Origin of the sequence: Methanobrevibacter sp. (assembly GCF_017410345.1) — an archaeon.
Lineage (GTDB): Archaea > Methanobacteriota > Methanobacteria > Methanobacteriales > Methanobacteriaceae > Methanobrevibacter.
On the sequence record NZ_JAFQQZ010000005.1, the window covers coordinates 14,121 to 29,172 of the forward strand.

The 15,052-nt window shown below is 34.1% G+C and carries 16 protein-coding genes; 8 read left to right on the plus strand and 8 right to left on the minus strand.

Going from position 1 to position 15,052, the window contains the following annotated elements; all coding sequences use genetic code 11:
- Positions 1–11 precede the first annotated feature (11 nt).
- From IJE13_RS00465 to hpt, 7 genes are all read right to left on the minus strand, one after another.
- A complete protein-coding gene (locus IJE13_RS00465) occupies positions 12–1,682 on the minus strand; it encodes a hypothetical protein (RefSeq protein WP_292775759.1) in 1,671 nt (556 codons plus the stop codon).
- 165 nt (positions 1,683–1,847) lie between these two features.
- Entirely contained in the window at positions 1,848–2,225 is a 378-nt protein-coding gene (locus IJE13_RS00470; RefSeq protein WP_292775761.1) for a transcription factor S, read from the minus strand.
- 498 nt (positions 2,226–2,723) lie between these two features.
- The gene (locus tag IJE13_RS00475) at positions 2,724–3,140 is read right to left on the minus strand and encodes an NUDIX hydrolase (RefSeq protein WP_292775829.1); all 417 of its coding nucleotides are present in this window, start codon (positions 3,138–3,140) and stop codon (positions 2,724–2,726) included.
- Between the two features lie 123 nt (positions 3,141–3,263).
- Positions 3,264–3,536 (minus strand): DNA-directed RNA polymerase subunit L, encoded by a 273-nt coding sequence (locus tag IJE13_RS00480; RefSeq protein WP_292775764.1) that lies wholly within the window; start codon positions 3,534–3,536, stop codon positions 3,264–3,266.
- 118 nt (positions 3,537–3,654) lie between these two features.
- The gene (locus IJE13_RS00485; RefSeq protein ID WP_292775767.1) at positions 3,655–4,221 is read right to left on the minus strand and encodes an exosome complex RNA-binding protein Csl4; all 567 of its coding nucleotides are present in this window, start codon (positions 4,219–4,221) and stop codon (positions 3,655–3,657) included.
- Positions 4,222–4,582: 361 nt separating this feature from the next.
- Positions 4,583–5,590 (minus strand): diphthamide biosynthesis enzyme Dph2, encoded by a 1,008-nt coding sequence (dph2, locus tag IJE13_RS00490; protein WP_292775770.1) that lies wholly within the window; start codon positions 5,588–5,590, stop codon positions 4,583–4,585.
- A gap of 145 nt (positions 5,591–5,735) precedes the next feature.
- Positions 5,736–6,302, minus strand: coding sequence for a hypoxanthine/guanine phosphoribosyltransferase (gene hpt, locus IJE13_RS00495; protein WP_292775773.1), 567 nt, complete (start codon positions 6,300–6,302; stop codon positions 5,736–5,738).
- Between the two features lie 316 nt (positions 6,303–6,618).
- On the opposite strand from hpt, the gene IJE13_RS00500 reads away from it, so the two are divergent.
- The 8 genes from IJE13_RS00500 to IJE13_RS00535 all read left to right on the plus strand — a co-directional run bounded on the left by IJE13_RS00500 (position 6,619) and on the right by IJE13_RS00535 (position 14,096).
- Positions 6,619–7,953 (plus strand): signal recognition particle protein Srp54, encoded by a 1,335-nt coding sequence (locus IJE13_RS00500; protein ID WP_292775775.1) that lies wholly within the window; start codon positions 6,619–6,621, stop codon positions 7,951–7,953.
- 143 nt (positions 7,954–8,096) lie between these two features.
- Entirely contained in the window at positions 8,097–9,353 is a 1,257-nt protein-coding gene (locus tag IJE13_RS00505; protein ID WP_292775778.1) for a tRNA pseudouridine(54/55) synthase Pus10, read from the plus strand.
- A 449-nt stretch (positions 9,354–9,802) separates the two neighbouring features.
- Entirely contained in the window at positions 9,803–10,093 is a 291-nt protein-coding gene (locus tag IJE13_RS00510) for a 50S ribosomal protein L21e (RefSeq protein ID WP_292775781.1), read from the plus strand.
- A gap of 5 nt (positions 10,094–10,098) precedes the next feature.
- Positions 10,099–10,443, plus strand: coding sequence for an RNA polymerase Rpb4 family protein (locus IJE13_RS00515; protein WP_292775783.1), 345 nt, complete (start codon positions 10,099–10,101; stop codon positions 10,441–10,443).
- 410 nt (positions 10,444–10,853) lie between these two features.
- Positions 10,854–11,591 (plus strand): DUF655 domain-containing protein, encoded by a 738-nt coding sequence (locus tag IJE13_RS00520; protein WP_292775785.1) that lies wholly within the window; start codon positions 10,854–10,856, stop codon positions 11,589–11,591.
- Between the two features lie 134 nt (positions 11,592–11,725).
- Complete coding sequence (gene rsmA, locus IJE13_RS00525; protein ID WP_292775787.1) at positions 11,726–12,595, plus strand: 16S rRNA (adenine(1518)-N(6)/adenine(1519)-N(6))-dimethyltransferase RsmA; 870 nt, start codon at positions 11,726–11,728, stop codon at positions 12,593–12,595.
- Between the two features lie 67 nt (positions 12,596–12,662).
- Positions 12,663–13,247 (plus strand): HemK2/MTQ2 family protein methyltransferase, encoded by a 585-nt coding sequence (locus IJE13_RS00530; RefSeq protein ID WP_292775831.1) that lies wholly within the window; start codon positions 12,663–12,665, stop codon positions 13,245–13,247.
- A 66-nt stretch (positions 13,248–13,313) separates the two neighbouring features.
- Positions 13,314–14,096: a 4Fe-4S double cluster binding domain-containing protein gene (locus IJE13_RS00535; RefSeq protein ID WP_292775790.1), complete on the plus strand. Its 783-nt coding sequence runs from the start codon at positions 13,314–13,316 to the stop codon at positions 14,094–14,096.
- 60 nt (positions 14,097–14,156) lie between these two features.
- On the opposite strand, the gene dapF is transcribed toward IJE13_RS00535, so the two are convergent.
- Positions 14,157–15,020, minus strand: a complete 864-nt coding sequence (gene dapF / locus IJE13_RS00540; RefSeq protein WP_292775792.1) for a diaminopimelate epimerase — start codon at positions 15,018–15,020, stop codon at positions 14,157–14,159.
- Positions 15,021–15,052: the final 32 nt, after the last annotated feature.

Sequence of the window (15,052 nt, forward strand, 5' to 3'; positions counted from 1 at the left end):
GCTAAGAAAAACTATTGTTTTCTTAAACTATTGTCAAAATTGGTACCTTCAATTATTCTTCTTTTTTTCTCTTCCAATTCTCGAGCCTTTCTTTCCTTTTCAGCCAATTCCTCTTCAGTTAAAGGCTGTTCTTCAAATTTTGAAAGATCAACGGATTTTTTGAATTCAGGTTTAGGGCGGGATTCTTCTACATCATCAAAATCATCATCAAAATCATATTTTGAATATTTGTCTTCCAATCCATCGTCTTTTTCTGCTTCAACATCAGAATCAGAGAAATTTTCCTCGATAACGACTTCCTCTTCAATCGGTTCTTCAATTGGCTCTTCAAAAACTTCCTCAACAATGACTTCCTCTTCAATTTCCTCATGAATAGGCTCGTCGACAATTTCCTCAACAACACCTTCTTCTTCAGCTAAATTGGAATCGTCATAAGGAATATCCTCTTCATCAACTGAAACCAAATCGAATTCCTCTTCATCATCCTCATCGAAATCATATTTTGAATATTTGTCTTCCAAATCGGAACCCTCAGATTGCTTGTTCAATCTGGAATGAATGGGAATAATCTCATCAACTTCATCGTCGTTGTCATCTGAAAGTTCTGCTGAATCGGCATTTTCATGCTCTTTAAAAGAAGTTTGATTTTTTTGAGACCTTAGGTTTGAATCGGAATATAAGGAATTGATCTCTTCCTCAGAAAGTTTCTCTTCACTTTCCTTCTCAAATAAATCTTTAGAGGAATCAACAGATTTGTCATCATCGCCGTCGTCGGAAAAATTAGAATCTTTATTTCTTTTGAACATGCCAAAAATGGCATCAAAGTCCTCACGAGTAAGACCGTCCTCGCTTATTTCATCATAATCGATACTTTTAATGCTGTTGAAGGTATCGATAATCAACGAAGACTTTGAAGAAGAGAAGAACTTCAATAAGGAAAATCCGATAATAATAAGTCCGATAATAATCAGGAATATGGCAAGTCCTGCGGTTTCACCTGATAAAACGTTGTCCACAACCCTATCGGAACTTGAGAAATAATAGCTTATTCCAATAATCAGAATTGCCAAACCTGCAATGAAACCGGCAATGGTCAAAAGTGTGGATGAATCAAAAATATCGAAAGATCTCTCCGGAATAGCTGGAGATTTATTCTTATCGTTTATCAATACGCCTTGAGCAGAAGATTTGCCAATTTTCTCTTCCACATCCTCATCTGCTAATACAATATCACTGTCTTTTGGAGCGACAAATGAATCTTCATCAGAATCGATTTCATCATCAAATGAATCGCTGAAATCATCTTCAGCTTCATCTATAGAATCAGTATTTTCTTTCAAATCAGCGCCAGCTGATTCGCTAACATTTGCTTCAGTTGAATCGTCCAAATCAGGATTGAGGATTACTCCTCCTTCAATAGACTCATCATCAAAAGCATCAGATTCTTCTAAATCCCTATATTCATTATGAATAGGTATGATCTCATCAACATCATCTTCAAAATCATTGGAAGTTTCATAAGATTCGTCATCTTCAAACTCCAATTCCTTAAAGACTTCAGAGATGGACTTGGATTTAGTAAATCTAGTTTCTTTATTAGAAGTGGAATCTTTAGCTCCGGGAGCTGATTCATCGTTTCCCTTGGAAACGTCTTCCAAATTACTATTTTTTGAATTAGTCATTTTATCTCCTTACTTAAAAATACTAAGGATACTCACTCATCATAATTTACACACCATAATACCCTTAGTAAAATCGCTATAAATACGATTAAATGAATAATAAATATAAATATTAATTTAAAACCAAACCAAATAAATTAAAACAAATTGAAAAATGATTAGAGATTAATCATATCCTCTCCATTTATGCCCGCATTTTTCACAAGTGAAGAAACGGGTTGGCGCCTCATCTGCACTGCGGGTCTGAAGCAATTCATAGGAAGCACGGTCATGTCCGCATTTAGGACAGATTTCACGTACAGTGGATTTCATACCGGTTTCATCTCCTCTCATGATGACGGTATCTTCGGTCTCCACCTTTTTCTCAACGGAATACTCTTCCTTTACCTCATCAGACAAATCCTTCTTATACCCACAGGAATTGCATTTCAAATATTTCTTAGTTACTTCTTCCTGGTCTTCACCATCTTCTTTCTTGTCCTCTTCAATGATAACTTCTTCAAAAGGAAGCATCATACCTCCACAATCTGGACAAAATTCCATAAATTCATCTCCAATAAATATTAGTCTTGAAAAACCGAAATTAAAAAATTTTTAAATCAAATAGAACAAAGCGAAAATGATTATAATCTCCAATAATTATAATCGAAAACATTTACCTTACATACAACAATTCAACTTAATTAAAATCATAAAATTTAAGTTTTTCAAATTTCGTAAATGATTAATTATTATATAATATTATATACTTATAAATTAAGTTTATTAAGTCATAGTATTTAAACTTAATTTAAAAATAGGGTAAAAAATGCCTAAAAATTAAGAAAAATTGTAAAAATCTATTAAAAAATAATAATAATAACAAATAGCTAGTAAATTGAAAAATAGTAAAAAATTTATAATTTTTTTAAAAGATATTATGTGAATATTGATTATTTTTTTATTAGATTTTATTATGAAAAATTTTTATAAAAAATAAAAAAATTTTGAAATTTTTTGTGAAAATTATATTGAAAAAAAAGATAAAAGAATAAGAAAAAATTAATTTTCTTCTAAATATTTTTTTATATCATTGAGAATTGTTTCATGATCAAATGCAAGTCTTTTTTCTTTAATGCAATCGAATGAAAATACACCGATATCCTTAGCGTCATCAGCTGCCTTTGCATCATCAAAATTGCCTTTAGCCAAATAGCAAATTGATACTGTATGCCTTCTTGGGTCACGGTCTGGGTCTGAGTAGACATTGAATAGTTTGACTAATTTGACATCAATTGATGTTTCCTCTTTAGCTTCCCTAATTGCGGCATGTTCAGTAGTTTCACCATAATCCACAAAGCCTCCAGGCAATGCCCAATGGCCCTCAAATGGATCATTTTTCCTTTTGATGAGTATGAATTCATTATCTTCATTGAAAATGAAAATGTCAACAGTCAATGATGGAATTTTATATTTGATCTTATCACCCCTAAACAGATTAAATAGCTAAAAATTAATTTAAAATCTATAAAAAAAGAATATTGAAACTAAATAAAAAAAGACAAAAATAATTAAAAAAAGAATTGAAGAAAAATAAAAAATTTAAATGTCTTCAAGCAATTCTTTGAATTCAGCGGTTTCTTCTTTTAATCTTTGAGCTGCTCTTAAAAGAGAGTCTCTTGGTCTTTTTGTTCTTTTGGTTTTGATGGTCATGATAGGTTCACCGGTAAGTGGGTGGTCAATACCATAAACCGCATATTCCACATCACTATCTTCCATGAGATATTTTCTTAAAACATTACAAAGAGAGTGGTTTTCTCCGTGAATAATCATTTCGAGTTCTAATTTGGTATCTTTTACAACTTCAATTTCCATGTTATCTTTTCCTTAAAAATTAAATGAGCAATCAACAATAAAATTTACAAATTTGAATTAATTGAATTTAATAATTAAATTAATATAAAAAATTTAAAAATTATAAGAATTAATGAAATTAATAATCATAATTCTTAGAAACTTTTCTTTTTTCCTTTCTATCGCATACCGGACAGTAAACTTCGGATTCATTGCAAGGATCCATAAAGGTTCTGCATCTGGTACACATAGCCTTCACAACACCGGAAGTGATGTCCTCTGTGTTCAAGTCAAGGTTGTCTCCCATAATCTTTACAACTTTCGCTTCAATCAAATCTCCGATTCTGAAAGCGTCAGTTAGCTTGTCTATATAACCAGGAGTCACTTGGGAAATGTGAATAGCTGCCAAATAAGGAAGAGCCAATTCACGTCTGGTTCCTTTCTTAGCATAAATGCTTATTAAAGCTCTTTGGCCACGTACATCTTTCACTTCACCATATACAATGTCTCCAACTTTCAATAAGTTTGGACCGCCTGATTTTGATATTACAGAGATTTCCTTTTCATCTTCATCAATCAATACGTTTCCAGGAACACCTGATTTCACACTGCCATCATCTTCGTATGCTCCTTGGCCTGGCAGGAACTGTTCACTTACACTTAAAAAGTCACCAGGCATTACAAAATCTCCAGATTCCATTTTCATCTAAACACCTCATAATAGGCAATACGCCAAATTTCAACTGGGGCAATTAAGCCAATTCTACATTTTATAATTCAGTTTATAAAATAAGGACAATCATCCGAGTAACTCCATAACTCCGTTTACAGAATTAGGATAATCCATCCAAAATAAATCCCATAATTCCATTTATAGGATTTATTCAAATTATGAAATTAAATTTGTATAAATTTTCATCCATAAAATTATTAATTAACTATATGTAAATTATTTATGTTTTTTAGTAATATATAAAAAATTCGGTTTTTGTAACTAGTTTTAAAACCATAAAACAAATTAAAGTGATGATTTAAAAAATAATAAAAATGTGAATGATATTTTAAAGTTATTGGTAGTACCTGTCTTCAAACAATATCTCATCCAATTGATATTTCTCCCATTCCCTCTTGTTCAAGACAATCTCAAGCTCCTTAGGGGTTATGACTGGCTTTTTATACATCTGGGAATCGTCAATGGCTATCCTCGGGCATGCTGTCACCACAAATCCTTCAAGTTCCATATATGGGAGAAGAACATCAGGGTTAACATGGTCCATGAGAAGAATATACGCCTCCATACCTTCATCTTCAAGGAGCTTTTTTATCTCTTTAGCCAATTTCATCCTGTATTGACCTTCCTTTGAAGATACAATTATTCCCCATTTTGTAACTTCACGTGCCTTCACTATTCTTGCAAATCTGATTCTCAAGATTCTGTCTGCATAGGCACTCATTTCACGGATGTCACCACTATAAGGGTCAATTGCCAATACTGGAGCCTTGGTGAATAGGTATATTCCCAAAGGATGGAAATTGCCGCTTCCAATGAACAGGTAAACCTCAGCACCTAAATTCTTTACTGAAGCGAAATTGCAGCCTAAGACCTGCCCCTTTCTTGTGCTTCTTGATGATCCTATGACAACTTCCTTGCCGTTGTCTTCCAAAAAGTCCACAATCTCATCAAGCAAGTGCAAGTGCTGGGCTGTTGTTGCAATAGCTATCTTGGAATAGTCCTTCAACTCTTCCAAAGCCTCTTCCAGATAGTCCTTGATCTTGACATTGGCCTTGGCTTCAATGAACATTGTAGGAATGCCGTATTTCAGTGGAAGTGGAGTGTGTCCGTAGTGAACAATGAAATCCACTATTCCCTTCATTTTCCTGTCGGAAACATCACATGCCCCAAAGCAAGGGTCTGCAGATACGATTACAGTAGCGTCTGTCTGCTTTTCAATCTCTCTTGCAAGAGCTACCGCCTGCATCTTAAGTCCCTCTGGAAACTGCAAGCCCACATTTCTAACATTCAAAGAGTTTATCTTCCTTATAACCCTTTTGAGTTCCATATCATATAATGCCATTTTATCAACTAAGAATGAAAAATAATTTAAAAAAAAATAAGATTAAATCTTTGGACTTAACCTTAAAAATAGAATCTAATAAATTAAAAAAATAAAAAGTTAGTCCATAGAACTAACTATTAACTAACTAATTGAAAAAGCAAATCTATAACAATGAATCAGCTACAACCTTGCCGTCAACAACATCCAATTTCACAAGGGTCTTGATGTCTTCGCCGGTAGCCTCTTCAACGATGCCTTTTCCTTCTCCTTTTTCAACTACCACTACGGTGTCAACCAAGTTGACTCCAATGGCTTTCAATTCATTGATTACAGCAGTAAGAGTTCCTCCAGTACTTACCACATCGTCAACCAAGAGGATATTGTCCCCTTCATTCAAGTCATTGATGTATAATTTGGAAGTTGCATATCCGGTGGATTTTACGATTTCATGTTCACCAGGCAATCCGTATTGTCTCTTACGAATGACTACAAAAGGAATTCCGGTTTCCAAGGACAAGGCGGTTGCAATGTGGATACCCATCGCTTCAACACCTACAATCTTATCTATTTTGGATAGGTCCATGATTTCATCCAATACCTGTGCGATTTCCCTTAGGACATTTGGATCCATTGCAGGTATTCCGTCACTGATACCGTGAACGAAGTAGTCATAATCTCCTTTCTTAACAACTGGTGCCTCTCTTAATGATTCTACTAATTTCTCAAGCATTTTATAACCCTCATACTACTATAATTATTATCTTTCTTAATGAAATTCAATTCAAATTTTAAAAAATTTAAAATCAAAATCAAATTTTCTTCTATATCAATAATTTTATAACAAAAGATAAATAAACTTTTATATAATATTATTTATACATTAAAGTTAATAAGATAAACTATTATTTGTTAAAAATAATGAAATAAAAAACAAATATCTTAATAAAATAAACTAAATCAAAAATTAAAAAGAAAATAATTTTAAAAAAATTTACTAAAAGAATAATTTTTAATCCATTATAGAAAAAATATCGGAGAATGGGCCAATGTTAGGAAGTTTAGGAGAAAACCTTACAAACACCATGAAAAAACTGGCTGGAATGAGTGTCATTGACAAGAAGGTTGTTAAGGAAGTAGTGAAGGACATTCAAAGGGCATTGATTCAATCTGACGTTAACATTCAGCTTGTATTGAAACTGTCCAAAACAATCGAAGACCGTGCACTCAATGAAGAGCCTCCAAAAGGAATCACACCTAGGGAACATGTAATCACAATCATCTATGAAGAAATGGTCAACCTGCTTGGAAGCGAAGCGAAAGAGCTTGAGATCAATAAGAAGCCATTCAAGATCCTGTTCTTGGGGCTTCAAGGTAGTGGTAAAACCACCACAATCGGTAAATTATGCAGATACCTTCAAAGAAAAGGTTTCTCTCCGGCTGTCGTATGTACAGACACATGGAGACCTGCAGCATATGAGCAGTTAAGGCAGCTCACTGAAGACATGCAGATCCAGCTTTACGGAGACCCTGAAAACAAGGATGCGTTAGACCTTGCCGAAAAGGGATTGAAGCACTTCAAGAATCAGAAGATCATCATTTTCGATACTGCAGGTAGGCATAAGAACGAAGAGGATCTCATCGAGGAAATGAACAAATTGGACAAGATCATCGAGCCTGACGAATCCATTCTCGTCATTGACGGTACAATCGGTCAACAGGCAGGAGAACAAGCCAAGGCATTTTCACAGGCAACCGATATCGGTTCCATCATCATCTCAAAATTGGACGGTACAGCTAAAGGGGGAGGAGCTCTCTCCGCAGTGGCTGAAACCGGCGCACCAATTAAGTTCATCGGTACCGGTGAGAGAATCGATGAGTTTGAGGCATTTGACCCTGAAAGGTTCATCTCCAGATTGTTAGGTATGGGAGACATCAGAAGCCTTATCGAAAAGGCTGAAGAGGTCATCGATGAGGATGTCGCTACAAAGACAATGAACAATATGCTCAGCGGAAAGTTCACCCTTATGGACATGCAGAACCAGTTTGAAATGATGAACAGCATGGGCCCTATGCAACAGGTCATGAATATGATTCCAGGTTTAGGAGGAAAGATACCTAAGGAAGCCACTCAAATGACCGAGGATAAGATCAATGAGTTCAAGGTGATCATGTCCTCAATGACTGAAGAGGAAATGCTCAACCCGAAGATAATCAAGCAATCCCGTATACAAAGAATCGCAAGAGGTTCCGGTGTGGACGAGAACAGCGTAAAGGAATTGCTAAGATACTATAACAATACCAAAAAGGCAATGAAAGGTATTGGACGTAGAGGAATGGGCGGAGGAGCCATGAATAGAATCATGGGCCAATTCATGAAATAGATTATTTTAAATCTATTTCCCATTTTACTTTTTAAAACTAAATTAATTTTTTAATTTTTATAAAATTTCTTTATTTTAATAAAATTTTTAAAAAAATTATCTTATTTTAATTTATTATAATTATTTTCTAAACGAGGAATTCAATGAATCAGGAAACTTTAGATAAAGCACAGAAATTGATGGATTATACAGATGGAAAAATATGCAATCATTGCCTTGGACGCAAGTTTTCAGACTGTGTAGAAGGAAATGGAAATGAAGAGAGAGGAATCAGGATAAGGGAAGCCCTTGGCCTTGAAGCCTATGTTCCAAATGAAGATGATAAATGTGCAATCTGCTATGACTTGTTTGAAGACATCGACAATAAGGTTCTTGATTTGGTGAATGAGAAGATAGAACTCCTCAAAGTGGAATTCGACACATTTGTCGTAGGATGCAAACTGCCTAAGGAGATAGTTGAAAAGGACCAGGAAATCAGCGACGAATTCGATTTTGATGTGGAGATAATCAAAAGGGAAGTGAACCGTGAAATAGGCAAGCTCCTTGAAGCAAACCTTGAGCAGAATGTTGACTTTGATGGCGAGGATGTTCTTGTGATGGTTGATTTCAGAAGAATCCTAAGGGAAGACATTGAAAATCCAATCAAGGTAAGGCTTCAAATCAATCCGATATTCATTGAAGGAAGATACAGAAAGCTTGTAAGAGGCATCCCTCAAACCAAATGGCCATGCACAAAATGCAAAGGCAGAGGCTGTGAGGAATGCAATTTCACAGGAAAGCAGTACCCTGAATCCGTTGAGGAACTTTTATCTGAAGTGGTATTGAAGCACACAAATGGATACGAAGCCAAGTTCCATGGTGCAGGAAGGGAAGACATTGACGTAAGGATGCTAGGTACAGGAAGGCCATTCGTTCTTGAGATAAAGGAGCCTAAGATAAGAAAGATAGACCTTGAAAAAATAGCTGAAGAGGTAACTGAAACAGCAAAGGGAAAGACCGAATACCTGAACCTCAAGTTTACGGAAAGAAAGAGAAAGGCTGAAATCAAGGTATCCTCTCCAGACACATATAAAGTCTATAGGGCACTTGTAAAATGTGAAGACGACATCAAGGAAGAGGATTTGGAAAAGCTTCAATCCCTCCATATGATTCAGCAAAGAACTCCTATAAGAGTCTCCCACAGAAGGGCAGACAAGATCAGAGAAAAGGAAGTCAAGAACATTGAAACTGAATTCATTGATTCAAAAACATTTGAAATGATCATCAAGACAGAGGGCGGATTGTACATCAAGGAGCTCATCTCAAGCGATGAGGGAAGGTCCAATCCAAGTGTTACTGAAGTTCTTGGCACACAAGCAATCTGTGCAGAATTGGATGTGATTGAAGTTGGAATCAAATGATTTCAACAATACTGCAATTTTTAAAATTAAATTATAATCATTTCATTAAACTATTTTTTTACTTATAAAATACTTATAAAAGCATAACATTTATTAACATCTTAAAATATATAGTTTATTACTATCAAAAATAGAAGATTGGATTATTGCTGAAATCCAGTCGCTAAAATTTATGATGTTTTATAATATTTTTGATATTTTTTTCTTTCAACATATAAAATTTAGATATGTTCTAATCAATTAAACCTACGGTTAGGGCTAAGTCTAAATGAGACTTATATGTTGGCTTTTACAATGAATAGCTAAACCGAAGGGCTTAAGTCATAATTTTCAACTTCAACAACTTTAAGAAGTTCCAATTATGCAGCTACTAGCTATTTAAAAAGATATAAAATGATGGGTTTTATATTTTTACTACACAATTAATTAAATATTAAAGAGGTATAAAAATGCAAAGATCCAGAGGATTTAAAAGTAGAAGTAGAAAAAAATTGACCAAAAGAGTAAGACCTGGTCGTTCCAACCCAATCACCAGAAGAATTCAACAATTCGAAAACGGTGATATGGTTCACATTATCATCGACCCAAGTATCCAAAAAGGCCAACCTCATTCCAGATTCCATGGAAAAACCGCTAAAGTAGTGGACAAAAAAGGTAAAGCTTACATACTTGCATTAAAAGATGGTAATAAAGCAAAAGAATTAATCGTTACTCCAGAACACTTAAAATTACAAGAGTGAGTACAATGATTGGGAAAAAAACATTAGAAACAGAACCAATACCTGCAGCTAAAGTAAAGGAAATTCTTGAAGAGTTCTCCGAAAAGCATGAGCTCAGCTATGAGCAAAACTTGACTTTGGCTCATGTAACTAATCTAAACAAACTTTCCCTTGAAGAAACCGAAAAGTTAATCGAAGAGCTTGAAGCTTATGTCGACCACAAACAGGCTGTTCGCGTAGCAGACATTGTGCCACAGGACATGGCTGACTTAAGATTAATTTTCGCTAAAGAAAGAAACGCTCCTTCAAACGATGAAATGAAGGAAATTCTTGAAATCTTAGAAAAATACGATATTAAAGAAGATGAATAAATAATCTTTTTTATATCCATTCTATTTTTCTATTTTTTATTCTTCAATGCTAGATTACTTTTTTAACAATTTTTAACTACTTTTCTAAACTTTTTTTAAAACTTTTTTTATAGATTTATTTACTGTTTTTAACTAACTTTTCTAAACTTTTTTATGAATTTACTGTTTTCACAATTTTTTCCATTTTTAAAAATTCCACAAAAATACAATAATTTCCACTATTTTTAACAAGAAATAATAAAATTATAAATATTAATAAAGTGAAAATATAATAATATTATATTCAAAATAAATAATATTTTAAAAAAGTAATATTATAAATTAAAAAATAATAGTGAAATCGTAAACAATCGGCAAAAAAGTATATTGCTGGAACTAATAAACATTGATAATAAAAATGAGGTGAAAATATGGATAATCCAAACATTGATAATCCGAATCCAAAGAAAGAGGAGTACGTAATTATTTTAGATTATCTTAAATTTGGGTATGTAAATCCAGAAAGGCCAACTGCTCACGGCAAACCTATTGCACAGGCTATTGGAGTAGACAAATTCACATTAATCGAAGTTACACCTAAGGAAGGCATTGATTTAGATATTCATGACAAAGTCTATATAGGATCTGGAAAAAGAGACAAAATTAATAGAGTGAAAGGATTATTAGACTTTGAAAACCTGACTGCAACAAGCAGAATCGAATTGGAGTATGCAATCAAGGAAATCATCTTGGCTCATGAGGACATTTATGTAAAGTTCTTCAATGAAATCGATTCCCTTAACATCAAGATGCATAAGTTGGAGCTTATTCCGGGAATTGGCAAGAAACACACTCAAATGATCTTGGAAGAGCGTAAGAAAGAACCTTTCAAAAGCTTTGAAGATTTAAAGGAAAGAGTTCCTCTTCTTGGAGATCCTGTGGATATGCTCGCAAAGAGAGTAAGACTTGAGCTTGACACTACCACAGTCAAAAGAGGAAAGAACAAATATTACATGTTTACCCAAATTCCTTCCAGACACCCTTCCAACAAAAAGAAAAGATACGGCAAAGGCCGAGGAAGAGGCAGAAACAATAGGAACAAAGGTAGAAAACCTAACAACAGAGGCAAAAAGCCTCAAAATAAAGCTCAAACTGAAAACAAAGAATAAATTTCTATGAGTAAAACTCTTTAGTTAGAGTTTAAACTCATTTTTCTATTTTTTTAATTTTTAATTTTTCAAAACATTCTTAAAAGGAAAAAACAATAAGAATTACTATTTTTAATGGCTAAAAAGGTGATTGATTGACTGAAAAAATATCCTTAGCTAAAGAAACAAAGCAAATCTTACAGGAAAACGGGATTATTTTAAACAAGAATTTAGGTCAAAATTACCTTATAGATGATTTTAAATGGAAAAAGATCATCGAATATGCAAAGCTTACAAAGGAAGATACTGTCCTTGAAATAGGCCCTGGAATAGGAACACTTACCATTGAACTTGCAAAAAAAGCAAAGAAAGTAATAGCTATCGAACAGGACACAACTATCTTTAACATCTTAAAGGAACGCTTGGAAAAAGAGCAAATCGATAATGTAGAGCTAATAAATGGAGATGCTGTAAAAGTGGATTTCCCACAGTTCAACAAAATCGTTTCAAACCTTCCTTATCAGATATCCTCACCAATCAGCTTCAAGTTCCTAAATCATGACTTTGACCTTGCTGTATTGATGTATCAGAAGGAATTTGCAGATAGAATGAATGGAAAGGTAGGAACAAAACAATATTCCAGACTTTCAGCAATGCTATACTTTAAAGCTGATGTTAAGTTCCTGACAAAAGTCTCTCCAGAATCATTCATTCCAAGCCCAAAGGTTGATTCATCAGTTGTTGAGTTAAGGCCAAAAGAAAACAAGATCGCAGATGATGACTTTAAAATCTATTCAAAGGTGGTTAAGGCATTATTCCAGCACAGAAACAAAAAGGCAAGAAATGCATTGATTGATTCAAGACACATTATTGGCTTTAAGGACAAAAAGGAATTAAAAGAAATTTTAAACAATTTAGAAGACGAAAATCCGAGAATAAAAGAGTTATTGCTTGAGAGAACAATCAATCTATCTCCAGAAAGCATTATGGAACTATCCATTCTATTAAAAGAGCATATTAACTGAGGATAAAAAACTGAAATAACTGAATGCTAAAAATAAAAAATGAAATTACTGAGGGTTAAGAATGAAAATAGGAAAATTTGAAATAGAAACAGATGATTTGGTTTACAACCCTTCAGATGACACTTTCCTTTTAGCTGAAAACCTTGAAATCAAAGAAGGCATGAGTGTTCTTGAAATAGGAACCGGATCAGGGCTTGTTTCCATGTATGCAAGTCTCTTAACAGATGATGTGACTGCAACTGACATCAACTACAATGCTCTTGAGCTTGCAGAGAAAAACTTCAAGCTAAACAATATAGACAATATAAAACTTAAGTTTGGAGACCTGTTCGAACCTGTGAAAAATGAAAAGTTTGATGTAATTTTATTTAATACTCCATATCTCCCTACTGATTCAGATGACATTATCAATGACGATTTAAATTATGCATTTGACGGCGGATTAGATGGAAGAAAAGTCATAGATAGGTTCATAGAAGAAGCGCCAAATCATTTAAATGACAAAGGAATTATTCAGATGATACAGTCCTCATTATCTGACAATGATAAGACCTTGAATATGTTTGATAGAAATGGATTCATAGCTGAAATAGCTCAAAGCGAGAGGTTCTTCTTCGAAGAGATTGTTTTAATCAATGCTTATAAGATTTAATACGATTGCCCAATATATGAATCAAAACTAATCTAGCAAAATATAAAAATCAAGTGAGAGGTTTTAATGAATATTGAAGAAAAAAATTCAAAACAAATAGAAGAGTACCTCAAATCAAAAGGTGCAGTAGTTGTAGGGTTTGCTAGTTTAGAAGGTATAAAAAATGTTCCTGAGGAATATCCAAACAGCATTTTGATTGGAATTCCAATAGAAAAGGAAGCATTGAAAACCATTTACACTGATGACCAGTCACTTTATGTTGAAAGCATGAAAGAGTTGGGACTGAAATTAAATGATATAATCCTTGATGGTGAGGAATACATCAAAAACACCATGAATTATAATGCACTGGCCATTTCAAGGGAAAGAGTTGCTGGAGAATTAAAGGATCTTGCAAGCAAAATACCTCATAAAACAACAGGAACACGTTCAGGAATCGGGTGGATTGGAAGATGTGCATTGCTCATTAGTCCAAAATATGGAGCGGCACTTAGACTCTCTACACTCCTTACAGATATGCCTATTAAGGTGGGAATACCTATTGACGACTCACTGTGTGATGACTGTACAGACTGCCAAGATGCCTGTCCAGTTGATGCAATAAATGAAGTGAAATGGGACTCCAGAAAGGAAAGAGAAGAATACTTCGATGCAGAAAAGTGCTTTGAATTCATAAAAGAAGAGATGAAAAGGACACATGGAAAGAGTTTATGCGCTAAATGTGGTCTAGCTTGCCCTTACACTAAAGAGTATTTAGGAATAGAAACAGATAGAGATTTAATAAAAGAAATCTATCCATTAAAAAAAAAAAAAAAACTATTTTTAAGAAATAATATTAAAAAAGAATAAAAACTAAAAAATAAAAGATAGTAAAAAAAGAAAAAAATTTATTTAAATAATTAAATAGATCTATTGAATTTCAGCTTCAAAGACTAAAGCTGCAGGCCCTTTCATGAATGCTCCGAGTTCACCATCTTCTTCGTAAACTTCAAACTCAAGGTCTCCACCAGGCAAATGGAGGAGAACTTCATTGTCAAAAAGACCTAATTTTACGCCAGCAAGTGCAGTTGAAGTTGCGCCGGTACCACATGCGAGTGTGACTCCTGCTCCTCTTTCCCAGGTTCTCATTTTTCCCTCATTTTTGCTCAAAACTTCAACAAAATGAACATTGATCTTTTCTGGGAAAACTTCGTGGCATTCAATAGCTGGACCGTATTTGTCAATATCAATAGCATCCACATCATCGACAAACAGAATCGCATGAGGGTTCCCCACATTGACACAAGTTGCTTTGAATGTAGTGTCAATCACTTCAAGGTCACCATCTACAAACTCTTGCTCTTCTGCAATCATTGGAATTTCAGGAACTTTGAAAGTGGATTTACCCATATTAACCTTAAAGAGAACAGGTTCGCCATCTTCAACTGTGATTTCAATGGTTTTTATGCCTGATTTGGTTTCAACAGTCATTGTTTCCTTTTCCACAATCTTGTTTCTGTAGACAAAATCTCCAAAGCAGCGGATACCATTTCCACACATTTCCGCTTCAGATCCATCCGGGTTAAACATTCTGTATCCGATGTCAGCCACTTCAGATGGGACAACAAACAATACGCCGTCTCCACCTACACCAAAGTTTCTGTGGCATAATTGTCTGCATGCTTCCGCCTTATCTGCTTCAGGGATTTTTTCCCCTTTACTTTCATCAATTATAGGGAAATCATTACCGATACCATGCATTTTAGCAAATTTCAATCCTTTTAAATTTACCATATTTTCACCTAAATAAAAATGAAATAGTTAAA